This is a genomic window from Hyphomicrobium album, from assembly GCF_009708035.1.
Classification (GTDB): Bacteria; Pseudomonadota; Alphaproteobacteria; order Rhizobiales; family Hyphomicrobiaceae; genus Hyphomicrobium_A; species Hyphomicrobium_A album.
This window is the reverse complement of record NZ_WMBQ01000001.1, coordinates 648,818-672,245: the sequence shown is the minus strand read 5'-3', so window position 1 is coordinate 672,245 and position 23,428 is coordinate 648,818. Positions and strand designations below refer to the sequence as shown.

18 protein-coding genes are annotated in these 23,428 nt (G+C 65.6%); 6 read left to right on the top strand and 12 right to left on the bottom strand.

Annotation, left to right across the window (positions count from 1 at the left end; genetic code table 11):
* Window positions 1-4 precede the first annotated feature (4 nt).
* Window positions 5-2,986, bottom strand: a complete 2,982-nt coding sequence (locus GIW81_RS03260; protein WP_324614876.1) for a hypothetical protein — start codon at window positions 2,984-2,986, stop codon at window positions 5-7.
* A gap of 265 nt (window positions 2,987-3,251) precedes the next feature.
* On the opposite strand from GIW81_RS03260, the gene GIW81_RS03255 reads away from it, so the two are divergent.
* The 3 genes from GIW81_RS03255 to GIW81_RS03245 all read left to right on the top strand — a co-directional run bounded on the left by GIW81_RS03255 (window position 3,252) and on the right by GIW81_RS03245 (window position 5,162).
* A complete protein-coding gene (locus tag GIW81_RS03255; RefSeq protein ID WP_154737899.1) occupies window positions 3,252-3,632 on the top strand; it encodes an Hpt domain-containing protein in 381 nt (126 codons plus the stop codon).
* Between the two features lie 147 nt (window positions 3,633-3,779).
* Window positions 3,780-4,100 (top strand): 2Fe-2S iron-sulfur cluster-binding protein, encoded by a 321-nt coding sequence (locus tag GIW81_RS03250; protein WP_154737898.1) that lies wholly within the window; start codon window positions 3,780-3,782, stop codon window positions 4,098-4,100.
* Window positions 4,101-4,118: 18 nt separating this feature from the next.
* A complete protein-coding gene (locus GIW81_RS03245) occupies window positions 4,119-5,162 on the top strand; it encodes an NAD(P)/FAD-dependent oxidoreductase (RefSeq protein ID WP_154737897.1) in 1,044 nt (347 codons plus the stop codon).
* On the opposite strand, the gene GIW81_RS03240 is transcribed toward GIW81_RS03245, so the two are convergent.
* The 7 genes from GIW81_RS03240 to GIW81_RS03210 form a co-directional block, all read right to left on the bottom strand.
* Complete coding sequence (locus GIW81_RS03240; RefSeq protein WP_154737896.1) at window positions 5,155-6,381, bottom strand: GNAT family N-acetyltransferase; 1,227 nt, start codon at window positions 6,379-6,381, stop codon at window positions 5,155-5,157. The genes GIW81_RS03245 and GIW81_RS03240 overlap by 8 nt on opposite strands.
* An 86-nt stretch (window positions 6,382-6,467) precedes the next feature.
* A complete protein-coding gene (locus GIW81_RS03235) occupies window positions 6,468-6,827 on the bottom strand; it encodes an ABC transporter permease (protein ID WP_154737895.1) in 360 nt (119 codons plus the stop codon).
* Window positions 6,828-6,854: 27 nt separating this feature from the next.
* Window positions 6,855-7,352: a hypothetical protein gene (locus GIW81_RS03230; protein ID WP_154737894.1), complete on the bottom strand. Its 498-nt coding sequence runs from the start codon at window positions 7,350-7,352 to the stop codon at window positions 6,855-6,857.
* A gap of 138 nt (window positions 7,353-7,490) precedes the next feature.
* Window positions 7,491-8,666: a vWA domain-containing protein gene (locus GIW81_RS03225; RefSeq protein ID WP_154737893.1), complete on the bottom strand. Its 1,176-nt coding sequence runs from the start codon at window positions 8,664-8,666 to the stop codon at window positions 7,491-7,493.
* An 88-nt stretch (window positions 8,667-8,754) separates the two neighbouring features.
* A complete protein-coding gene (locus GIW81_RS03220) occupies window positions 8,755-9,489 on the bottom strand; it encodes a hypothetical protein (RefSeq protein ID WP_154737892.1) in 735 nt (244 codons plus the stop codon).
* A 205-nt stretch (window positions 9,490-9,694) separates the two neighbouring features.
* A complete protein-coding gene (locus GIW81_RS03215; RefSeq protein ID WP_154737891.1) occupies window positions 9,695-11,113 on the bottom strand; it encodes a porin family protein in 1,419 nt (472 codons plus the stop codon).
* Window positions 11,114-11,742: 629 nt separating this feature from the next.
* Window positions 11,743-13,086 (bottom strand): porin family protein, encoded by a 1,344-nt coding sequence (locus GIW81_RS03210; protein ID WP_154737890.1) that lies wholly within the window; start codon window positions 13,084-13,086, stop codon window positions 11,743-11,745.
* Window positions 13,087-13,544: 458 nt separating this feature from the next.
* Between GIW81_RS03210 and GIW81_RS03205 the strand changes: the two genes are divergently transcribed.
* Complete coding sequence (locus GIW81_RS03205) at window positions 13,545-14,183, top strand: hypothetical protein (RefSeq protein ID WP_154737889.1); 639 nt, start codon at window positions 13,545-13,547, stop codon at window positions 14,181-14,183.
* A gap of 607 nt (window positions 14,184-14,790) precedes the next feature.
* On the opposite strand, the gene GIW81_RS03200 is transcribed toward GIW81_RS03205, so the two are convergent.
* Together GIW81_RS03200 and GIW81_RS03195 are read right to left on the bottom strand one after the other, a co-directional pair.
* Window positions 14,791-16,044: a porin gene (locus GIW81_RS03200; RefSeq protein ID WP_154737888.1), complete on the bottom strand. Its 1,254-nt coding sequence runs from the start codon at window positions 16,042-16,044 to the stop codon at window positions 14,791-14,793.
* 357 nt (window positions 16,045-16,401) lie between these two features.
* Window positions 16,402-16,842 (bottom strand): hypothetical protein, encoded by a 441-nt coding sequence (locus GIW81_RS03195; protein ID WP_154737887.1) that lies wholly within the window; start codon window positions 16,840-16,842, stop codon window positions 16,402-16,404.
* Between the two features lie 508 nt (window positions 16,843-17,350).
* On the opposite strand from GIW81_RS03195, the gene GIW81_RS03190 reads away from it, so the two are divergent.
* On the top strand, window positions 17,351-18,904 hold the full coding sequence (locus GIW81_RS03190) for a glucan biosynthesis protein (RefSeq protein ID WP_229309068.1): 1,554 nt from the start codon (window positions 17,351-17,353) through the stop codon (window positions 18,902-18,904).
* Window positions 18,901-20,847, top strand: a complete 1,947-nt coding sequence (gene mdoH, locus GIW81_RS03185; RefSeq protein ID WP_229309067.1) for a glucans biosynthesis glucosyltransferase MdoH — start codon at window positions 18,901-18,903, stop codon at window positions 20,845-20,847. Before GIW81_RS03190 ends, mdoH begins: the two co-directional genes overlap by 4 nt.
* Here mdoH and GIW81_RS03180 read toward each other — a convergent pair.
* A complete protein-coding gene (locus tag GIW81_RS03180; protein WP_154737885.1) occupies window positions 20,831-21,886 on the bottom strand; it encodes a YcjF family protein in 1,056 nt (351 codons plus the stop codon). The two genes, mdoH and GIW81_RS03180, sit on opposite strands and share 17 nt — an antisense overlap.
* Window positions 21,883-23,271 (bottom strand): YcjX family GTP-binding protein, encoded by a 1,389-nt coding sequence (locus GIW81_RS03175; RefSeq protein WP_154739478.1) that lies wholly within the window; start codon window positions 23,269-23,271, stop codon window positions 21,883-21,885. Before GIW81_RS03175 ends, GIW81_RS03180 begins: the two co-directional genes overlap by 4 nt.
* Window positions 23,272-23,428 lie beyond the last annotated feature (157 nt).

The following is a 23,428-nucleotide window of genomic DNA, read 5'->3' as shown; positions in this document are numbered from 1 at the left end:
CTCGTCAGCCGAGACGGCCGGCGGCGTGGGCGAGGAACAGGTAGACGCGGCCGGTGTCGGAGATGAGCTGGCCGTGCGACAGGCGGCCGCTCGGATCGCGCCCATCGGATTCGGCGATGATGCGCTCGAAGTCGGTGAGGTAGCGGCTCACCGTGCGCGACAGCTCGCCGTCGTTGCGGCAGCGGTGGCTGACGTCATCGAACACCGCGCGTCCTTCGTTCCCGTAGATCGAACGAACCATGACGCCGCGCTGGCCGGAGCGGATGCGCGACCAGATCGCCGCCGCCGTGGCCGGATCGAGCGCCCGGGCGATGGCCTCGAGGTCGAGGTTGAACCCGGCCTGTGCGTGCCGTGACGCGCCGGCGGAGGCAGGCCCGTGTCCGTGCCCGTCCTCGTCGCGCGAGGCGCGCGCCAGCAGGTCGCCGAGCGACCAGCCTTCGCGGCTGTCGGCCGGCGCGCTGCGCTGGCGCTGGCGGTTGCCGAGTTCCTGCGCGATGGTCGAGGAAAGCGAGGTGAGCGAGCGCGACGGCGCCTGCGGGCGCTGCGGCGGCGGTTGCGTCGGCGGTACCGTCTCGGCGTGGAGGTTTTGCGGTGGCGCGGTGACGTCGCGCTGCACGGCCGAGCGGGCGGCGAGCTGCGAAAGCTGGTCGAGCGCCTTGATCTGGTCCTGCAGGGCGCGGCGCATGCCTTCGGAGCTTTCCTGCGCGGTGAGCGGCAGGCGCTCCATCTCGCTGCGCAGACGGTTCTGCTCGGCGGCGATCTCGGAGGACGTACGCGAGGCCTGCTGGCGCATCGTCTCCGAGGTTGAGGTGAAGCGGTCGGTCAGCGAGCCGAGCTCCGAGGTGACCGCCGAGGATACCGTCGTCAGGCGGCTGCGCAGGTCTTCCAGCGTCCGCTCGCTTTCCGCGGCGGCGGTGGCACGCATCCGCTCCAGCTCGCTGCGGGCGCGCATATCGGCGTCTGACAGCGAGCCCGCGATCGACGTCGAATAGTCGCCGACGAAACTGGTGAACTCATCGGCCTTGCCGGAGAGCCGGTCGAGCGTAGTGGACAGCTCGGTGTGGCGGTTCTGCAGCGTCTTGTCGATCTTGAAGTTGGCGGTCTCGAGCGCGTTCGCCGCCTTCATGATCTGCACGCCCTGGTTCTCGAAGCGACCGGTGACGCCGCTGATCTGGTTCAGCAGGTTCTCCGAGATGTTCTTCAAGAGGTCGGACTGGCTGGCGAGGCCTTCCATGGCCTTGATCGACTGGCGGGTGATGTTCTCGGAGGCGCGGCGCACCGAGTTGATGCCGTGCATGAGTGCTTCGTCGAGATCGGTCGCCTGTCTGCCGATCGTCTCGCGGAAGCTCACGGCGTGCGCATCGAGCGCGTTGGTGAGGGCCTCGGTCTTGTCGACGACGGCGCTGTCTATGGCCGAGGTCGAGCGCATGATCGACTCGTCGAACAGGCGCAGACGTTCGCCGAAGGCTTCGTCCAGCGACCGCGTGCGCTCGACCAGCTGGTAGTCGAGCGCCTGGGCGCGGTTGGCGAGGGCGGCATCGAGCGCCCGAGCGTATTCCTCGAAGACCGTCTGCAGGTTCTCGGTGCGATTGACGAGCGAGGTGTCGAGCTGCTGCAGCTGGCTGTCGAAGGTGACCTGCAACTGTTCGGCGCGGCTCTCGAGCGCTCCGGCCAATCCCGTGGTGTAGCTCTCGAGCACGTTCTGCAGCTGCTCGGTGCGTCCGCCGACGGCGCTCTCGAGGTTGCCGACGCTCGAAGCGAGCGACGTTTCGAGCATGGTGAGGTTTTCGCCCGCACCCTCGATGACCTTGCCCAGCTTCACCTGCTGGTCGGACAGCTTCTCGATCAGCGTCGGGATCTCGCTGCCGAGCCGCATGAGGCTTTCGCTGACGCGGTCGGAGGTGTTGACCAGTGCGTGGCGCTCGCCCGACAGCTCGGAGATGAGGCCGCGGATCTTGCGCTCGTTGTCCTCGTAGGAGCGCTCGAGGACGGCGACCTCGTTGTGCACCATGGCTTCGAGCTCGCCGGCGCGGCCGAGGGCGCGCGTGATGGCGTCGTTCATGAAGCCGACCTGGCGGCGCACCGCCTGACCGAGGGAGGCGACGTTCTGCTCCGCCAGGCGATCGGGCTCGGCGAGGCGGATGGCGACCTCGGTCATGGTCGAGGAACGCAAGCGCAGCTCTTCCGTGCGCCACGCGAGTAGCGCCATCAGCCAGAGCAGGCCGATCGGCACGACGATGGCGGCGATGGTGAGGAAGGTCGTCGGGCGGGTGACGAGGTCGAGCCAGCCCATAACCGGCGCGTCGCTACCCAGCGAGGCGAGGGCGAAGGCGACGCCGAGCGTCGCCCAGATGATGCTGGCGATGCCCGCGAACTTGAACGGGGTGTTCGACGGCTTCTGCTGCAGGGCGAAGATCAGGCCGCCGATGCTCGGGCCGTCGTCGTTGGCGGCGATGCGATTGCGCGACGGGCCGGCGGCGCGGCGGCGGGCCATGCGGCGGCGCGGTGCGGCCGCCTCCTCGGTGTCGGTGGGGGGCGGCCCATCAAGTAGCGATTCTTCGTCCGCAGGCAGCTCCGGCGACGCCGGGGGCATCTCGAGCACCGGGCTCTCGCGTGCCGGACTTGGGGAAGGAATGAAGTCGGTGGCCGGGATGAAGCTGGTCGACGGGATAAAGCCGTTTGATGACGGTTTTGGAGGCGGGCTTGCCGGAGCACTCAAGGCGGCCGACGGAATCGGCGGCGGCAGAAGCTGCATCGGCGCATCGTTCTTGAACGGCGGCTCGCTCACCCCGCCGTCGGGCGTGCCCGGCATGGTGCCTGCGCTCGGCAGCGACAACGTCGGCTCGGGCTTTACCTCGCCGTCCTCGTCGTCGAGCCTGTTGTTGTCCTGCGCCATCGCCCCGTCCATGCCTGACGCGTCCCCCGTATGATCCATCAAGAGCACGCGACCGAACGGGAAGTTTGCCAGCAAATCGGAGCGGCGCACGGCCTCCCCACAAGGCCAACCTCAGCGCCTGCCATCAGAAATGCTAATCCACCCGTCTCCCAACGCTTGGCCGCTGTTTGGGGCAAAAGAAAGGTTCAACCCATTCGCCCCGCGGCCATTTCTGCGTGCGAGTCGGTCGAAGGTTAATGCTCTAGTTGAGGGGGCGCAATTTACTGGCACTTATAACCTGTGTGTGAGGCTCAAGCCGCCAGAATGCCTGGCGAAACGGGGCGCGTCCCGGCGCCCGAAATGCGAGTAACCGCCGATGATGGCAAGTGATTCTCCAGGTAGCGGCGTCAAAGCGACCAGTGAGTCGCGGCCGGTCGATCTGGACCACCTGCGCCGCTATACGCTCGGCGACCGCGACCTCGAGGTCGAGATCCTGGGGCTGTTTGCCGACCAGCTGCCCATCACCATCGGAGCCTTGAACGAGGCCGCCTCGATGAAGGAGTGGGGCATCGCAGCGCACACGTTGAAGGGTTCGGCGCGTGCCGTCGGCGCGTGGTCGCTGGCGACGCTGGCCGAGACGGCGGAGAAGCTGCACCACCTGCCGGATGCCCGCGAGCGCCGTAAGGTCGTCGGCCGGCTCGAGAAAGCCGCCGGCGAAGCGCGCGAATATATCGCGTCATTGGCCCACGCCGCCTGACCTGCGGCGCCCCGGCTTGCGACCGTGCACCGCTTGAATTTGCTGGCAGCGCCGATTATTGGTGCGGGGCCTTGACCGCCCTTTGCCGGCGGATCGGCCCGGTCGCGCGAACGCACCGGCCCGCCATTCGGAGTTCCGCCCCACACGATGCCCAAGATCACCTTCATTCAGCCTGACGGTAGCGAGCAGGTGGTCGAGGCCGAGCCCGGTGTGACGCTGATGGAATCGGCGAAGATGAATGACGTTCCCGGCATCGAGGCGGAGTGCGGCGGTGCCTGCGCCTGCGCGACGTGCCATGTGTACGTTGACGACGCTTGGCGTGAAAAGACCGGCAAGCCGTCGCAAATGGAAGAGGACATGCTCGACTTCGCATTCGACGTGCGCGAGCAGAGCCGCCTCAGCTGCCAGATCAAGCTGACGCCGGAGCTCGACGGGCTCGTCGTCCGCGTTCCGGCGAAACAGTTCTAAGACCTAGGAAGGTTAGGGATGGACGCCACCCCGGCCGCTGCGGCCCCTATCGAGACCGATGCCGTGATCGTCGGCGCCGGGCCGGTCGGCCTGTTCGCCGTGTTCGAGCTCGGGCTCGTGGACATCAAGGCGCACGTCATCGACATTCTCGACAAGCCGGGCGGCCAGTGTGCCGAGCTCTACCCGGAGAAGCCGATCTACGACATTCCCGCGCTGCCGATAGTCACCGGGCAAGAGCTCACCGAACGGCTGATGGAGCAGATCAAGCCGTTCGGTGCCGAGCTGCACTTGGGTGAGCGCATCGACTCGCTGCAGCGGACGGCGGATGATCGTTTCCTGCTGCGCACCGACGCCGGCACTGAGTTCCTGTGCAAGATCGTGATCATTGCCGCGGGCGGCGGGTCGTTCACGCCCAAGCGGCCGCCGCTGGCCGGCATCGAGGCGTTCGAGGGCAACTCGGTGCTCTATTCCGTGCGCCGCATGGAGACACTGAAGGACAAGCGCGTGCTCATCGTCGGCGGCGGCGATTCAGCGCTCGATTGGACGCTCAGCCTACAGCCGCTGGCCAAGAGCCTCACGCTGTTGCACCGGCGCGACGATTTCCGCGCCGCTCCGCATTCGGTCGAGAAGATGCGCATGCTGGTCGAGACCGGCGACGTGCGTTTGATGATCGGTCAGGTGACCGCGCTACACGGCAGCGGCAATCAGCTCGAGGCGGCGACCGTCAACACCAAGAACGGCGAGGAGAAGATCGACGTCGACGTCATGCTGCCGTTCTTCGGACTGACGATGAAGCTCGGCCCGGTCGCCGATTGGGGTTTGCAACTCAACGAGAACCTCATCCCCGTCGATACTGAGAAGTTCGAGACCAGCGAGAAGGGCATTTTCGCGGTCGGTGACATCAACACCTATCCCGGCAAGCTGAAGCTCATCCTCTCGGGCTTCCACGAGGTGGCGCTGATGGCGCAGCAGGCGCACAAGTACGTCTATCCGGGCAAGAAGCTGCTGTTCCAGTACACGACGTCGTCGTCGAGCCTGCAGAAGAAGCTCGGCGTTAGCTAACCGACTTGCGCCGCGCGTAGGCGGCGGCGAGCAGGCGGTTAACCGATGCGGGCATCGCGTTGATCACTGATTTCAGCATCGGCCGCAGGGTCCGCAGATAGATGCGCGCGTAGGCGCGGCCCTTCGGAGAGATCGGCACCGCCCAGTCGATCACGTCGACAGTTCCGTCGGCCCATCGCAGCTTGTAGTCATCGGCGGGCGCGAGCAGGTCGAAGGTGTCGCGTCCGTCAGCGAATGCCTGCTCGATGGTGCGCTCGAGCAAGTAGGCACCGACCCGCTCCTTGGCGTACTTGGTCTCGTAGGCAAAAATGTGCGTGGCGATGCGCCCTTTGCAGTCGATAAGAACGTCGGTCGCCGCCTTCTCGCCGCCGAACTCCAACGCGTAGACGACAATTTGCGCGGGCCGCTGGTTGCCCGCCGCCGCATCGGCGAAGAAGCGCTGCATACGCGGATCGGCGAGTGCCGGCGAAATGATACCCCGCTCCAGAAGCTGCTCGCGCTTCGACACGATCGCGGCAGCAACCGCGGTTCTCGAGACGTCCCCTCCCGTGGACTGCGTGAATTGTGCGCCCTGCTCGGTAAGCTTCCGGGCAGCGGCACGACTCTTCTTGCGCGACTTGGCGGAGTGGCGCTGCATGTACGCTGGAAAGTCCAGCGCGCTCTTGAGATCGAGATACGGCGCCTGCTGAAGCCGCGTTTGCAGCGCGCCGAGTTCGACGAGGAGCGGAGCGATCGTGGCGTCGGCACGTACGCGCGGCAAGTCAACGACGTCCGGCTTAGTCGCGGCGACGACGTGCGCCCAACCGGCGCGCAAGAGCGCGAGCGGATCTTCGACGGTGTCAACCAGCACATCGCCGTATTGGCTGACCGGCGCGCCCATCCAGGTGAGGCGCTTCAGTCCGGCGACGCGCTCAGTGACGAGCGGCCAGACCGCGACGAGGCTTCCGGCGCGGCGCACCGTGAGAACGGCGAGTGAGGGACCGGCCGCGTCCAGGTAGTGATTGCACCAATGCCAATTCCAATTGAACTGCTGGAATAGCTGGGCGCTGTGCCCGGCGCGCGCGAAGAGCGCGTCCCATTCGGGGGCGAGCGCATCGAAGCCGGCACGCGTGCCTACGATCTCGAACTGGTACGGCGCCGGCGCCGTCGGCGGCGGGGGTTCGGCCAGCGGAGCGGCTTCGGCAACGCGCGGCTTGAGAGCGGCTGATGTCGATCGCATGCGTGCTTTCCGTGCTCCCTACGGGCAGGCCCTCGAGCCGCAGTTTTGGCTGAGCAAGCGGCGTGCCACCGGGAGACTAAGAGGGGTTAGAGTGTTGCGATTTCGACAACGCTGGCGACGACGAGTAGGCACACGATGAGCCAAACGGTAACGCGTCCGCGCCGCGAGGCGGGGCCAGCGTCCAAAACCAGGAGCGTTGCGAGGACTGAGGCGCCGCAAAGGTTAATGACAATATTTCCCGCAAGGCCGAGCCCGTGCCCGCGTGCCGTGCCTTCCAGGAACAGTGCGCCGGCGGTGCCAATGAGAAGCGCACCGCAGAGGCGGGGCCAGAACCCGGTATCGGGTCGCGGCAGGCCGAGAACACGCAAGGTGCTCAGGGGCGCAAGCGTGAGCAAGATGCCGGGGACGAGCTTCAAGAGCGTTTCCAGCCAGAGGAGTTGCTGCACGTCAGCGATCCTCCGCGCCCACGGCGATCAATCGCTGTTGTCCATCGGATGCTTGGCCTTGTACTCGGGGGCGCTGCCGCCGCTGCCCATGCCTGAGAACAGCCCTTCCTCTTGCTCCTTGGGTACGACGCGCGGTGTGTAATCGCCGGCGAGGTGGCGTCCGAGATCGGCCTTGATGGTTTTCGTCTTCGTTTCGCTGCAGTACTCGCCTTCGCCCGCGACTGCCTTGGCGACGCCGTTGAACGAGACATCGTAAATGCGCTCGATCTTGGCCGTGTCCTGGCCGCTGGGCTGCTGCTTTTCGTAAGCGAGGTAGTTGGTCTTCAGCTTGGCGGGATCGAAATTGAAGCCGCATTTAACGGCGCGCGCGGAGGCGGTTCCGACCTGGAAGGCGCGAGCGGGGGCGTCATTGACGGGGGCGGCGGGCTTGTCATCGCCCAGGAGCGCACCGGTTGTCAGACCCGAGCCGGCAGAGCAGCCGGCAAGCAGCAATGCAAGCAGCGCGAGCGAGCCTGCGGGCTTCATGGCGTGCCCCTCATCCCCATCCATCCGGCGCGTCCAGTTCGGCGGACCTTAGCGCCAATTGCGGTAGCGTCAATCGCCGTGCGGCCGGCAACGAACGCCTTCAAGCAAGCGGTCTAGACAACTCGGCCTCAGCCGAGGCTAGCGCATCAGCTCCCCCATCGCCCCGTCGAGGCCCTCGAGCGTCAGGGGGTACATGCGCCCCTCCATTATGTCGCGGATCATGGCAATTGATGGTGTGTAGCCCCAGTGGCGCTCCGCGGTCGGATTGAGCCAGACGCAATGGCGCCAAGTTTCGGCCACCCGCCGCAGCCAAAGGGCGCCGGGCTCGGGGTTCATGTGCTCGACGGCTCCCCCTACATGGGTGACCTCGTAGGGGCTCATCGCCGCGTCACCGATGAAGATGACCTTGTAGTCGGCCGGGTAGGTATGGAGCAGGTCCCAGGTGGAGATGAGCTCGGTTCGCCGCCGCGCATTGCTCTTCCAGACGTTCTCATAGAGGCAGTTGTGAAAGTAGAAGTACTCGAGGTGCTTGAACTCGGTGCGCGCTGCAGAGAACAGCTCCTCCGCGCCCTTGATGTGCCAGTCCATCGAGCCGCCCACGTCGAAGAACATCAGGACCTTCACCGCGTTGTGGCGCTCGGGGACCATGCGGATGTCGAGGTAGCCTTTCTCGGCCGTGCCGCGGATCGTCCCGGAGAGATCCAGCTCCTCGGCGGCGCCTGAGCGCGCGAATGAGCGCAACCGGCGCAGCGCGACCTTGATATTGCGGGTGCCGATTTCGACTGTCTGATCGAGGTCCTTGAACTCGCGCTTGTCCCACACCTTGATCGCGCGACGGTGGCGGCTTTCCTTCTGTCCGATGCGCACGCCGGCAGGATTGTAGCCGTAGGCGCCGAACGGCGAGGTGCCGCCGGTGCCGATCCACTTGTTGCCGCCGGCATGGCGGCCCTTCTGTTCCTCGAGACGCTTCTTCAGCGTCTCCATGATCTTCTCCCAGCCGCCGAGCTCCTCGATGCGCCGTTTGTCCTCCTCGGAGAGATGCAGCGCCGAGACCAGCCGCAGCCATTCCTCCGGGATCTCGGCCTCGATCGCATCGGGCAGCGCGGCGATGCCCTTGAACACCTCGCCGAAGACGCGGTCGAAGCGATCGAGGTTGCGCTCGTCTTTGACGAGGCAGGCGCGCGACAAGAAATAGAAGTCCTCGACCTGGCGACCGGTGACGCCGGCCTCAAGGCCTTCGAGCAGCGTGAGGTACTCTTTCAGAGTGACCGGCAAGCCGGCCCGCTTCAGGGCATGGAAGAACGTGACGAACATCTGACTTCTGAATCCACCGGGCCCGCGGAAGCGCGACGGGACAGCATAGGGAATTGCGCATGTCGCTGCCAATCGGCGTGCGGAGGCGTCAATTTCCCGCAGTGGCCGTGGGCTTCATGGAGGCCACCGGGGCGCCCTTGGCGCCGAACAGGAGATCGCTGTCGTCGATATACCAGCGCTCGACCTCGACGATCTCCGGCGGCTTGCCGCTGGCCAAGAGCCAGCCGTCGACGGCGAACTTCTGCTTCGACTTGTTGTCGATCAGGATGCCGGCGTAGTGCGTCCAGCCATCCCAGCCTCGCCGTATGTCCTCTTTGACATAGATCGATCCGACGGTGTGATGGCGGAGCAGCTTGTTGCGCTCCATGACCAACATGTAGCTCGTCAGGTTCGTGGCGACGTCCACGCAGTCCATCTGTCCCGGGTCGCCGTTGCCGGCGAGGTCGTCGCCCGGCCGGTCGTTAGACGTGCCGACCGCCTTGTCGGCGCGGCTCCCCATCCAGCCGACCGCCACTTTCGCGGCGTCGCGCTCGGCCGCGGGCGTGGCGGCGCCCTTGGCCATGATCTTCTTGACCTCGGCGATATCCGCGGCCGTAAACCTGAACGGGGTCTGGGTGCGGCAGCCGTAGGAGCTGCACACGAAAACGCGATCGCCTTCGGGCATCCGCGCCTTGTATTTCTGGTAATGGACTTCGACCAGACCGCTGCCCTGATAAGCGCAGCCAACGAGCGCGCACGTCAGCGCGAGCGCCGACAGGACGCGACAGAATCTTCCCGCAATCGGCGCACGCCGTCGCGCATCATCGCTAAGTCCGTTGGTCACGATGCCCGCTGATCCCATCCCGGCAGAGATTCGTCGCTATCACGCGCGTTGAGTCGGGTCATCGCGCCGGTAGGCGCCAAGCGCAATCCCTGTGCAGAGCAGAAAACTGATGCGCGGGAGCATCGAGCACCGATGCGTGTCAAAAAAAAACCGCCCCGGGGGTACCGGGGCGGTTCAGTCTTTGAGAGAGATAGAAGAGCGGCGATCAGAAGTTGATCAGAGCGCCGGCCTTCACGTACTGGAAGTCATCGGTAGCGCAGCCAACGTCGAGGCCGACGGCACCGGTCTGGACAGCGCTGGCGCAACCCACGCCGCTGAAGTCAGCAGAGATATGGCGGTAGGAAACCCACAGCGACATGGCAGCCGCGTCGATCTCCTGCACCACACCAAGACCCCAGAGCGTGCTGCTGGCCGAGATCAAAGCGTTGGCCAGGAAGTCGGAGTTGGCGCCGTCAAACTTCTCGTACTCGCCGTAGAGAACCGTGTGACCCAGGGGATGCCAGCGCTCGCGCAGACCGCCCTTGATGTAGTACGTGTCGCCACCAGCCCGGTCGAGACCACCTGCCGCGACGGCACCGTTGATGCCGAGCGACGGAGCAGTTACACCGTCCGGATCGACGTGACCGTAGGCGCCGTACAGCCAGAGGCCAGTCGGGACGTGCTCGACGTAGGCACCAACCTGGAAGTAGTCGATCCAGCGGCCGTCGCCAGCCTGGATGAAGCCTGGTCCAGTGTTACCAAACACACCGGGAGGAACTGCAGTCGACCCAGTGAAGAAGTCCTGGCTCCACTGCGAGTAGGCAGCAGCGGCGGCAAGCTTGAAGCCGTTGTACTCACCCGAGTAGCGAGCCGCGACGTCCCAGAAGTCGTCCTCACCCCAAGAGGCCGAGACCGAGAAGCCACCGAAGGTCGGCGAGTCGTAGCGGATAGAGTCGCGCGGAGCGCCGAAGCAGTCGCCGCCGGCGCCGCCACCACCGAAGCAGAAGCCGCCGACCTGCTGCCAGTTGAGCGCAGAGATCGTCTGGCTACCAGAGTTGCGGAGCAGGAAGCCGTTGTAGTCGAACATCACCCAGTTCGCCGGAACGAGCGAGCCAGAGCCGTCAACCAGGATCGCCGCGTTATCCGAAGCGGACGACTGGAGGCCGACGCCGAGCTTGCCAAGGTGGTCGCTCTTGATGAACCAGTAGGACTGCAAGAGCTGCACGGCATAAGCGCCGTTGGCGCCCAGGGCCGAAGCATTGTGCTGCGAGAACTGGTTGATCGTGAGCGAGTCGGAGTCCATCGCTTCCACGTGGATCACGTAGCCCGCCGACCAGCCCGGAGAGATCGTGGCCTGACCGGTGAACTTGAAGTGCGAGGCGAGCGTCGAACCGAGGCCCGTCACGTAGGTGTTCGTCTCGACGCCGTCGTCCCAGTACATGACCTGCTCACCGACCCAACCGGATACGGTCAGCGAAACCTTGCGGTTGCCCTTGCGGGCGGTCGTCGCTTCGAGTTCAGCGATACGCTCTTCGAGATCAGCGCAGCAATTCCCCCCAAGGTCGGCTGCGGAGGCGCTACCGGCGGAGAGACCGCCCGCTAGCAGGCCCGCTGCCACCAGGGCGCTAAGGCTGGATTTCTTCATATTTAGTCTCCCGTCTTCGTCTCAGCTGATGGCGGACGCTGAACAAAACGAACGCGAGACAAGAAAACCGCCCTAGCAATGCGCAATGCGTATCCCTCAAGGATCGCTGCGTGCCAGGCCGGACACTGCTGTGATTCGTGGGAGTGCAACAATTAGGCAGTGCCGAATTCGTGGTGACGAGTCCACGAGTGTGGCGGTGGGGCCACGAGCGCCTTGCCGGTAACACCATTCAAGACGGCGAATTTTCCGGCCATCTGCGAGGCGGGGCACTGCTCCAGCGGTAGGGGTAAAGAGCGGAGCGGTCAACGACTTGCGCGATAATGGCGGTTGGTCGCGGCTGCACGTTGGGGAGCGTGCGCCAGGTGTGGCCGCTCATGTCGCCTATCGCCAGCCAATCGCGCGGCGTCGCCCGTCATATTCGGCTGGGGATGGGATGTGGATATCCCGGTGCGTGGGAACATTCCTGCCTGTGATCGGGAGCGACGGGCGGTGCCCCGCGGCGCGCCGGTCGATACAACCCGATCCTGGGTGCGCATGGCGCACTACACTATAGAGGTCGTCGCGGCGCCCGAACGCAAGAAGCCGCCCTTGGGGGGCGGCTTCCGCGCATTCGTAGGAGGCTAGTGCGATCAGAAGTTGATACGGCCGCCGGCTGTTGCAGCCCACCAGTCGTCGATCGCGAGCGGCGCGACAACGCCACCGGAGGTCGCCGTGATATCGGCCTCATAGTGATTGAAGACGGCATAGATGTCCATCTCGGCCGCCTTGAGGTTCTGCGTGGCGCCGAATCCCCAACGCGTCACCTCGCTGGAGACAATGGTGTGGGTGCTGCCAGCAGGATTGACGCCCGCAGCGATGTTGGCCGCCTGTCCAATATCAAAGCCCGTTCCGGCGCCCCAATCGTCATACCGGCCGTAGTCGACGTGGAAGTTGGTGCTGCCGAGGTCGATGAGCTTCCGGTTGATGCCGACCTGACCGTAGTAATAAGTGGCCTCGTCGGTGAATGCTACTGGCTGGTCGTCGAACTCGCGGCGGCCGGCGGCACCGTAGAAGTAGAGTCCGGTCTCCGCCTCGGAGATGCCGAACGAGCCCACGAGATCGTTTGGCTCGTCGCGCGGCGGGTTCCCGAGGCCGGCCTGGTTGTCGTCCGTGTAGGAGATGCCGGCTTTGACGTGGATATTTTCGGTCGAACCGAACTTATGGTCAAAGCGGACGCCTACGTCCCAGATGTCGTCCTCGCCCCAGGAGGCCGTGGCGACGAGGACCTTGAAGATCTTGGGGGTGTCGTAGCGCACGGCGTTAACGCGCTGATTGTCGAGGTTGTTGGCGACGTTGTCCCAGATGAGGTTGGTGTAGTTGTTGACGCCACCCTGCTTCAGGAAGAACCTGCCGTTGTAATGCAGCTCGGCGTCCGAGTAGGCCTTGCCGACGTTGCCCCACTTGTACATGTCGTCTTGCGCGCCGGACAAGAGACCGACGGACACCTTGCCGTAATCCTCGCTCTCGATGAACCAGTGCGACTGGCGAAGCTCGAAGAAGCTCGGGGCACCGCCGGTACCGGCAAACACGCCGAGAGCGGCACCGTTGTGTTGGAACTGGCTGACGCTGTCGGACGAGGCGTTATCAAGACCGATCTCGATCCTGTAGCCTGCCGTCCAACCCGTGGCGATCGTTGCCTTGCCGGTGAACCAGAAGCGCGTCTGGGCGAAATCGTTGTCGACGACGTAGGCGTTGCTCTCCCCGCCATCGTCCCAGTACATCACGGCCTTGTCGACGTAGCCGCTGATCGTGAGGCTCACCTTGCGGTTGCCCTTGCGAGCAGTGGTGGCCTCGAGCTCGGCGATCCGCTCCTCAAGATCCGCGCAGCAATCGCCGCCCAGATCAGCTGCCTGGGCGGAGACGCTGGTTCCCAGCATCAGGCCGCCCGCCACGAGGATGGTTGCCCACCCCGCCTTACCTACTCCCCCGAACATATACTCAACTCCCACGAAGGTACGCCTCAACTCGGCCTTCGATCGACGCAACTGCACCTACGCAACACGCACGCAACGCACACTCACGCGACCACGCCGCTCAGCCACGCCGCCGCTACATCGCTGGCGGGCCTCGCTGGGACCAAGGATTACGGGAGGGCTTCGTCACAATAAACCCGAAAGGACATTGTGACAGTTCATGACAAAACCGCTGTGGCACCGCGGTTAACACGGTGCTGCAAGGGGGCCACGCCTCCGGCTGAATGGTCCCGGGCAGATATCTGCAGAGCGGTAAGGTCGATTTCGACTCTGCTTCCTGTGGCGCGGCGGATACGCGGAAACCACAAAGCGGGGTTGGCGATGGCTAATCCACAGCCGCGCGGCTAACGTCGCTTCCGTAACTGCGTAGCAGGACCGGCGTTGTGGCGCGTAACCCCCGCCTGATCGGACTTGGGTTTGTGGCTGTTCTGGCCCTGCCGGGCTGTGCGTATCAGCCGAAGGGCCTGATCGACGAGCACTACGCGACGTACAAAGCCCGCCTGCCAGAGAAGGACAAGGTGTTCGTCTGCAGCTCGTACGGCTGCCGGACCCAAACGGCCTTCAAGTTTACCGCGGCCGACCTGGCGGAGGTGCGCAAGTTCATGACGCCAAAGCGCACCGTGACGGCTGCCGGCGAGCGCGAAGCGACCCGCGAGGCGCTCGCCTGGATGGGCCGGCGTGCGGACAAGGCAGTGGGGACGCACAATGACCGGCCGGGCGACGATGCGCTCGGCAACGGCGATCCCGGGCAGATGGATTGCGTCGACGTGGCGACGAACCTGTCGAGCTACCTTCTGGTGATGGAGCGCCACAAACTATTCAAGCATCATCAGGTCGGCTCGGTGATGATCAAAGAGGACCTCCGGCGCGGCTTCTCCGGCTGGACCCACTACGCGGCAATCCTCAAGGAGACGTCGTCGGGCCAGCAGTTCGCCGTCGACGGGTGGTTGCTCGCCAGCGGCCAGCCGCCGGAGATCGTCGAGACCGAGCGCTGGTACATCGACGACAAGGATCTGCTGTTCGGCACCAAGTCGGCGGTTGGCGCCAACGGCACCTGAGCCGACTGTCATCCTCGCATTTCGGCCGAGGACCCAGCTCGACGCTGGCTCCGGACCCGAAGTCGTTGCGCGCCGCGAGATCAGGGGTAGAGATCGACCCACCGCAGGCGGTCATTCCAGCGCGGGCGGGAACCCAGTCACGGTTGATCCAGCCTTAGTGCTTGCCGCTCAAGGCATGGCCCATGTCGATGTCGAACGGACTCGATCACGAACCGCCCGCGCTCGCCGTGCTCTGGGTCCCGCCGTCCCTGCGGAGCATGGCTTCGCCATGACGCGGGGATGATAAGGCAAGAGCGCGAGCGATTCGCCCGGCATCGAACGAAAGGAACATCGCATGCCTTCGGCATGGCCCGAGAATGACACTTGGGGGGAGCGTCGGAGTTAGCTCCCATTGTCATCCCGGCACGTGTTGCCGGGATCCAGGCACCGGCTGGTGTTGGCCAAGCGGAGGAATGGATCCCGGGGGTCATGCTGAAAGCGTGCTTCGCCCCGCCCCCCGGGACGACACCCAGGTCGAACGTCGCGCGCGGTTCTTGCGGGCCCGAAAAAGGAAGAAGCCGCCCCTTGCGAGGGCGGCTTCCATTTACTGTTAGCTGAGGTGCCGGGCTCAGAAGTTGATGAGCGCGCCAGCCTTGATGTACTGGAAGTCCTCGTAGTTGACGGCCGTGCTGTCATCATATTCCAGATGACGGTAGGACACCCACACGGACATGGCAGCCGCATCGATCTCCTGCACGATACCTACGCCCCAGAGGTCGAAGTCGCTGGCGGTGGTGACTGCACCGAAGGCGCTCTGCACGAAGGCACCAGTGGCCGAGCTACCGGTAGACTGGTTGTTCTCGTACTCACCGTAGAGAACCGTGTGGCCCAGCGGCGTCCACCGCTCACGCAGACCAGTCTTGACGTAGTACGTCTCGGACTCACCTGCACGGACGTCGTATTCGGCATTGCCGTAGGCGCCGTAGAGGAACAGGCCGGTCGGAACGTGCTCGATGTAGGCACCAACCTGGAAGTACTTGAAGGTGTCGCCGAGCGGCACGCCGAAGGCTTCGTCGCTCAGCTCGTTATAAGCCGCAGCAGCAGCAACCTTGATGCCGTTCCACTCACCCGCGTAGCGAGCGGCGACGTCCCACATGTCGTCTTCGCCCCACGAGGACGAAACCGAGAAGCCGCCGAAGGTCGGCGAGTCGTAACGGATGACGTTCTGCGTGAGGCCGTTGCAGTCGCCGATGGCGCCGCCGCCGTGGCAGCCGCCGATGCCACCCCAAGAGGCAACAGCCGAAAGCGCGCCGGTCGACGAGCGAAGGAAGAAGGAGTTGTAGTCGAAGGCCACCCAGTTGGCGGGAACGAGCGAGCCCGAGCCGTCAACGAGGATCGCGGTGTTGTCCGAAGCCTGCGACTGCAGACCAACGCTCAACTTGCCGAGGTGGTCGCTCTTGATGAACCAGAACGACTGCAGCAGGCCGAGGGCGTTAAGGCCAGGTCCAGCCTGGGTGATGCCCAAGGAGTTTTCGTTGCGGGCTTCGACGTGGATCACGTAGCCAGCATACCAACCGGGCGAGATGGTCGCCTGACCGGTGAACTTGAAGTGGCTCGACAGCGTGGCGCCGATGTCACCGACGTACACGTTCGATTCAAAGCCGTCATCCCAGCCGACAACCTGCTGAGCGACCCAGCCGGAAACCGTGAGCGAGACTTTGCGGTTGCCCTTGCGAGCGGTAGTCGCTTCGAGCTCTGCGATGCGCTCCTCGAGATCGGCGCAGCAGTTGCCCCCCAAATCGGCGGCCGAGGCGCTGCCAGCGGATAGACCGCCAGCCAGCAGGCCTGCTGCCACCAGGGCACCTAGACTAGACTTTCTCATTGACCTACTCCCGTCTGCTTACTTTTGATGGCGACGCCACGCACAAGTGCCGCCTACTCCCTACAAAACCCAACGCAACGTTCGTTCACTTGCACCGCGGCGGTCGCGAGACCGAATCACCGCTCGGGGTGAAAGATTAAGCAGAGATTGACGCACCGGGAAACGGTAGACGCGTCCAAAGCGGCCGAATCCCCCTCCGTTGTGTCCATTGAGCAACGTCGCACTTTTCGGCCACAACGCTCGGCATTCGCACGATTTTCCTTCAACCGGCCCGCTGCCTCGATGTGGGGTTATCCCCAAAACGGAGCGCACTATGTGAGTTGAGACACGCTTTCCACAGATCGACTCGAGCACCGATCAGCCGGGAGCGCCCTGCCGCCGATTGCGGCGCGACTGGATGAACTCCCGCGACACCAGCGCGAGAAGGATGACGACGAAAGCCATGCTGTGGGTCACCAGAACCATCGCGGGCCGGTCGGCGAAGCTCTGATTGACGAAGTGCTCGAAAAACGCCGGCTGGAAGCGGCTCGCCTCTCCATAGAGGGCCCGGTACTGGTCGATCGTCGCGTCGAGCAGGAGATAAGTCTTGGCCAGAGCGTTGCCATTGATCCACTCGAACAAGGCAATGCCGCAAAGGGCCAGGAAACGGGCGATGATGTTCAGGTTCTCGACCGCGTCGTCGTAGATGAAGAGCAGCGCGAAGATCGCGATGTGGGCGGTGACGAAGAACTGCCAGAGGAAGTCGACCTGCGACCGAATGGACAGGATCGCCTCGATAAGCGTCGCTTCCTGGATCATTTCGGCTTTCCCCCACGACGCCGGGCCAAGCCGGGCATCGTCACGCAAATGGTTACCGTCACTCGCTCGGCGCCCCGTCGATTCCCACGGCGTTTCCCCTCGCCGGGGTGGGTCGCAGCGCCAACATTAGCGGCCGGAATATGCAGGGATTGTGACCGACCCCCGAATGCGCTGTGGCGTCGCATGGGTATTGCTGCGGCCGTCGCCGTTAGTCATCCGCTTGCCCAAATCATGAGGCTAACGTACTCTGCTGCAGCGCAACAAGCCGCGCCAATCGATCGCGTAGCGTTGCTCCGGGGGACACGGCATCGTCGGCCGTGCGGAGCGGCACAGCGGTTGAAAGACCGTCGGAAGGAAACGCCGTACCGGGCTGTTAAGCCGCTGCAAAGCAGGCTCGCACCAAGGAGTTTTTTCTTGGCGGGAGGTGTGGCAGAGGCGAACGCCGGGGGTGTGGTGTGCGTTGATGCCGACGAGGGGCGCCCACGGGCACGGAAAGCAGAAGAAATAGATGGAAGCGACGCGGTTGGACCGGCGCTCGGTCCTCATGACGGCCGGTGCCTTCGCGATGCTTGGTATGAGCGCGCGGCTGGGAGATCTTTCGCGCGCGCTGGCCGAGCCCGTGGCCGACGCGACCACCGCTTTCAATCCGACGCTGGTCCAGAGCATCGCCCAGCAATTGTCGACCAGCGAATTCGCCAGCCCGTCTCTGTCGCTGCCCGACAGCTTCAAGCATCTTGGCTACGACCAATTCCGCGACGTGCGCTTCCGCACCGACCAGGCGATCTGGCGCGGCGACAAGATCGACTTCGAGCTGCAGCTGCTGCCCATGGGCTGGCTTTACAATACGCCGGTTGAGCTCTGGCTCGTCGACGGTGGCCAGGCGCAGCGGCTCAAGGCCGACAGCAACCTGTTCTCGATCGGTCCGCTCATCAAGGATGCGGAACCGGGGGCGCCATATGGCTTCTCCGGCTTTCGTGTGCACGGGCCAATCAATCGACCCGAGTACTTCGACGAATACATCGTCTATCAAGGCGCGAGCTATTTCCGCGCCGTCGGCCGCGACCAGCTCTATGGCCTCTCGGCGCGCGGCCTCGCCATCAACACGGCGCGCCCCGGCGGCGAGGAGTTTCCGCTGTTCCGCGCCTTCTGGATCGAGAAGCCGAAGCAGGGCGACCGGTCGATCGTCATCCACGCCCTGCTCGATTCCGAATCGACCACCGGCGCATATCGCTTCCAAGTCGAGCCCGGAGAGGCGACGACCGTCGACGTCGACGCCACGCTCTATCCGCGCCGGCCGCTCACTCACGTCGGCTTCGGGCCGCTCACCAGCATGTACCTGCACGGGCCTGGGCATCACCGCATCGACGACGACTTTCGCCCGGCGGTGCACGACAGCGACGGGCTCGCCATCTTCAATGGCAACAGCGAGTGCATCTGGCGGCCGCTCACCAACCCGCGAACGCTGCAGACCAGCGCTTTCCTCGACAAGAACGTCAAAGGCTTCGGCCTGTGCCAGCGCGCCCGCTCGTTCCAAGCCTTCGAGGACCTCGAAGCCCGCTACGAGAAGCGCCCGACCTTGTGGATCGAGCCCAAGGCGACGTGGGGCTCGGGCTACGTCGAGCTGATCGAGATCCCGACCGGCGAGGAGATCCACGACAACGTCGTCGCCTACTGGAAGCCCGCCAAGGGCCCGGAGGCCGGGACGGCGTTCCCCTTCGGCTACAAGATGTACTGGACTAAGGAGCTGCCGATCGCCTGGAGCGGCGCCTCGACCTTGGCGACGCGCGTCGGCCGCGGCAAGCTGGAGACGACGACCAAATTCGTCGTCGATTTCGCTGGCCCGGCCCTGGCGGGTCAGCGGCAGATGCCGGTTGCGGTGGTTACCGCTAATCCGGGAACGGTTACCGACATCTCCGTCCACGACAATCCGGAAACCGGGGGTGTCAGGGTGAGCTTCGAGCTCGACCCTGGTGGAACCGAACTTTGCGAACTTCGTTTGGCGTTGAGGCTCGGCGATCAGCAGATCTCCGAGACCTGGCTCTATCGATGGACCAAATCATGAGCGACCTCCCCGCGGCTGGGCAGAAAATCGGCCGCATCGCCGATGCGAGCAGCCCCGACCTGCTGCCGTCTGAGGTTCCCCTCGAAATGCCCGATCAGGACTTCAAGGCGCGCGGAGCGAAACCGCGGCGCCGGCGGGGCTATTGGGTGCCGCGCGCTGCCGTGTTCACCGGCGCGGGCCTGCTGACGGCAGCGTTCTGCTACGAGCTCTACGGCGTGCTGGCGGTCGAGCAGGCGACGCCGCTGCAGTTCCTCTTCCTCATCTTGTCGACCATCGCCTTCGGTTGGATTGCGCTCGGCTCGCTCAACGCGGCGCTGGGCTTCATCCCGCTGTTCGGCGGCGAGAAGGCCGACACCATCGACCTACCGCAGCCGGGCGCACCGCTGACTGCGCGCACGGCGCTGCTGTTCCCGGTCTACCACGAGGACCCCGCGCGCATCGCCGGCACGGTGCAGGCGATTGCGCTCGAGCTCGAGTCGATGGGCAACGCCGCCTCGTTCGATGTCTTCATTCTCTCCGACACGCGCGATGGCGCCGACGTCGCCACCGAGGAGAGCGCCTATCGCGCCCTGCGCCAGCGGCTGCACGGTATCGTTCCCGTCTTCTACCGCCGCCGCCGCGAGAACCGCGGGCGCAAGGCCGGCAACATCAAGGATTGGGTGCGCCGCTTCGGCGGTGCCTACGAGAACTTCGTCATCCTCGACGGCGACAGCGTCATGTCGGGAACGACGCTCGTGCGCCTCGCGCTCGCCATGGAGCGCGATCAGACGGCCGGTCTCATCCAGACCGTCCCCCGCCTCACCGGCGCGACGACGCTGCTGCAGTACCTCACCCAGTTCGCCTCCAACGTTTATGGGCCCCTCGTTGCCGCCGGTCTCGCCTTCTGGCACCGCGACCAGGGCAACTACTGGGGCCACAACGCGATCATCCGCACCCTGGCGTTCGCCTCCGCGGCCGGCTTGCCGACGCTGCCGGGCCGTGCGCCGTTCGGCGGCGACATCCAGAGCCACGACTTCGTCGAGGCGGTGCTGCTCGCCCGCGCCGACTGGGGCGTGCACATGGTGCCGACGGTTGAAGGATCTTACGAGGGCCAGCCGCCGACGCTGCCTGATGTCGTGGCGCGCGACCGACGCTGGGCGCAGGGCAACCTGCAGCACCTCGGCATCGTGTTCACGTCCAACATCACCACGATGGGCCGTCTGCATCTGTTGATGGGCGCCACATCATACCTGATGTCGCTGGTGTGGGCGTCGTCGCTCATCGTCGGCATCGTGCTCGCCCTGCAGGGCCAGCAGATGATCCCGAGCTACTTCATCGACGAGAAGACGCTGTTCCCCGTGTGGCCGGTGACCGATCCGGGCGCCGCCCTGCGGCTGTTCTTCGCCACCATGCTGATCGTGCTGATGCCGAAGTTCTTAGGCCTCGCGCTGGAGATCAAGCGCGTGCGCCATGCGCGCGAAACTCTCGGTACGGCCCGCGCCGTCCTCGGCGTGCTCACCGAGACGTTCTTCTCGATCCTGCTGTCGCCGATCCTCATGGTGACGCAGACGGCGGCCGTGTTCCAGGTGATTTTCGGGCTCGACTCGGGCTGGCGCTCGCAGAGCCGCAACGCCGCCGGCATCTCCTTCACCGAGGCCGTGCGCTACCACCGCTGGCACATGCTGATCGGCGTGGTGACGGCGGTGGCCTGCTATGAGGCGTCCGCCCTGGTGCTGGCGTGGATGTCGCCGGTCATCGTCGGCCTGGTACTATCGGCGCCGCTGAGCTGGCTGACGTCGCGCCGGGCGGCGGTTCCCTTCCAGACGTTGTTGTCGACGCGCGACGGGCGCAGCCCGCCGGCGATCGTCGAGAGCGCACGGCGCGCCACCGGCGAGTGGGCCGACCATATCGCTATGCGCTCGCTCGAGGCGGGCGCCGTCGTCGAGATCACCCGCGCCGCTTAGGCGTTTCCTCGCCCATCGCGATGGTGGCGTTGCGCCGGAAGGCTTCCGCCAGCATGTCGCGTGCGCGCACGGGTGGCGCCGTAATGAACGGCAGGGGCCGGCAGACGTCCACGGCCGCAGCGCCGACACGGGCGGTCAGCGCACCGTTGAAGGCGCCTTCGCCGAGCCGCCGCGAGAGCCGCCGCAGCAGGTCTTGCCCGAGGAACTGTCCCAGCAGATCGTCGGTGAGCGCCACGCCGCCGGTGGCGATGATGTGGCCGATGACGAGCTTGCCGAGGCGCAGTGCCCCGAGCGGCCCGGGGCGGCCGCCATACAACCCGGCAATGGCGCGCAGCATGCGCAGATTCTCGACCAGCACGTAGAGCATGGCGATCCACGCCAGCGGACTGATGGCGGTGACCATGCCGATGCGTTTCGCCGACGCCAGCACGGTGCGGCGCACTTCCTGATCGAGAGGCATGATCAGCTCGCGGTCGGCGAGCGCCAGGAGATCGCCCGGGTTCATCACCGCGCGCTCGTGCTCGGCGAAACGGGCGAGCGGCCACTGCATATCGGCGCGGCCCCCGAGCACGCGCTTCAATTGGCGAACGGCGCGGCGTTCGGCGGGGCCGTCGTTGGTATCGAGCGCCTGGGTAACATCTTTGCGCAGCGTGCCGAGGCGAGCGAGCCGGAACAGGCCGTAGATCTCGCGCAGGATGAGCACGAACGCCGAGAAGCCGACCAGGCACAGCAGCCCGAAGGCGATCCAGCCCACCCAATCCTGGCGGGCCAGCGCGACATCGACGTAGCGCGCGAACCACATGGTCGTGGCGAGCACGATGAGACCGAGCATGCCCGACAGCAGCAGCGCGCCCCAGCGGATGCCGTGGCGGATGTCGGCAACCGTCGGGCGCACGGTTGGGCGCGCCGCCTGCCGCTGACGCCGCGCCGCGAGCGGATCGAGATCGGCGGGCGGCTCGACCGCCTCGGCGGCAGCGCGCAGCGCCGGATCGTCGGGGGCGAAGGCGCGGGGGCGCCGGATGTCGCCATCACTGGTCATGCGAGCCAATCCGCTAGGAGAAAATCGAGGGCGCGGTCGAGCCGGATGTGCGGCAACGGCGGCGACTCTCCGTCGATGCCCGGCGGCAGCACGCGCGGCGGCCGGAAGCGGACGAATTGCAGGCCGGCCGGCGCCGCGTTGGGACGCAACGCGTCGCGCGGATTGGCTGGCAGATCGCCGGGGAACACGGCGGCTTCGGTCTTGCCGTCGAACACCTTGCCACCGACACGCTGGCCGGGCATCGGCACGCCGACGATACACGGCAGCAGCTCGTTGCCGACCTTCGCCTCGGCCTCGCGCGTCGCTCGCAAAGCGGCGAGCGCCTGCACGCCGACCTCGGCGCCGGTGTCGGACGCACGCCCCATGGCGCGATCGGTGATGACCCGCAAGATCGCCTCCAGCCGGTCGTGGCTCGACGAATGTATATGGTCGGCCTTGGTGGCCGCGAACAGCAGCTTGTCGATGCGGCGGGTGAAAAGCGCGGTGAGCCAGTTGCCGGCGCCGATGCGGAACACGCGCAGGACGGCGTCGAGCGCCTTTTGCAGATCGACGACCGCGTCGCCGCCTTCGTTGAGGGGGCCGAGCACGTCGACAAGCACGATCTGCCGGTCGAGGCGGCTGAAGTGATCGCGGAAGAACGGGCGCACGACGTGCGTCTTATAGCTCTCGAAGCGGCGCGCCATCATCGCGGCGAGGGAGTTGCGGCCATAGCTTTGCTTGGCGTCGCGGGCGAGCGGGCAGAACGTCAGCAGCGGCGAGCCTTCGAGGTCGCCCGGCAACAGGAAGCGGCCGGGGCCCGTCGTATGCAGCACGTGGTCGTCGGCGCGTGCCGCTTTCAGGTAGGCGGCGAACAGGTTGGCGCCGCGCAGCGCGGTTTGCTCGTCCTTGGGTGCGGACGGATCGGTTGCGGACAGAAATTCGAGCCATCCCTTGGCGTGCGCCTGGCGGCGAGGCGAGCGGGCCTGCGCCAATGCCTCCGCGCACCATTGCTCGTACGTCATTTCCAGCAACGGCAGATCGATCAGCCACTCGCCGGGATAGTCGACGACGTCGAGGTTGAGACGCGAGATGCCGAACGCGCGACGCAGGGCGCTCCCCGACTTGAACTCGATCGTGACGCGCAACTGGCTCAGGCGCCGCGTGCTCTCCGGCCACTCGGGCGGGTTGCGCGACAGCATCTCGAGGTGCCCTTCGTAGTCGAAGCGGGGCACCTCGTCGTCCGGCTGCGGCTCGAGGTAGGCGCGCTCGATGCGGCCCTCGGCCTCCGGCATGAAGAACGGCAGGCGGCCGCCGGACACGAGGTTGCGGATGAGGGCGGTGATGAAGATCGTCTTGCCCGAGCGCGACAGGCCGGTGACGCCCAAGCGGAGCGTCGGCGTCATCATGTCGGTCAACGCCGCGCCGGCGCGATTCCACGCCTGGCGCGCTGGGTCATCCGGTTCGGGTTGGGGCTCGGAGGTGGACAAGGAAGGGGACCTCGTAAAGGTCCCCTTAGCTAGTGCCTAGCGGGCGCCGCGGCAAGTTGCGGGCGGCGCATGTGTG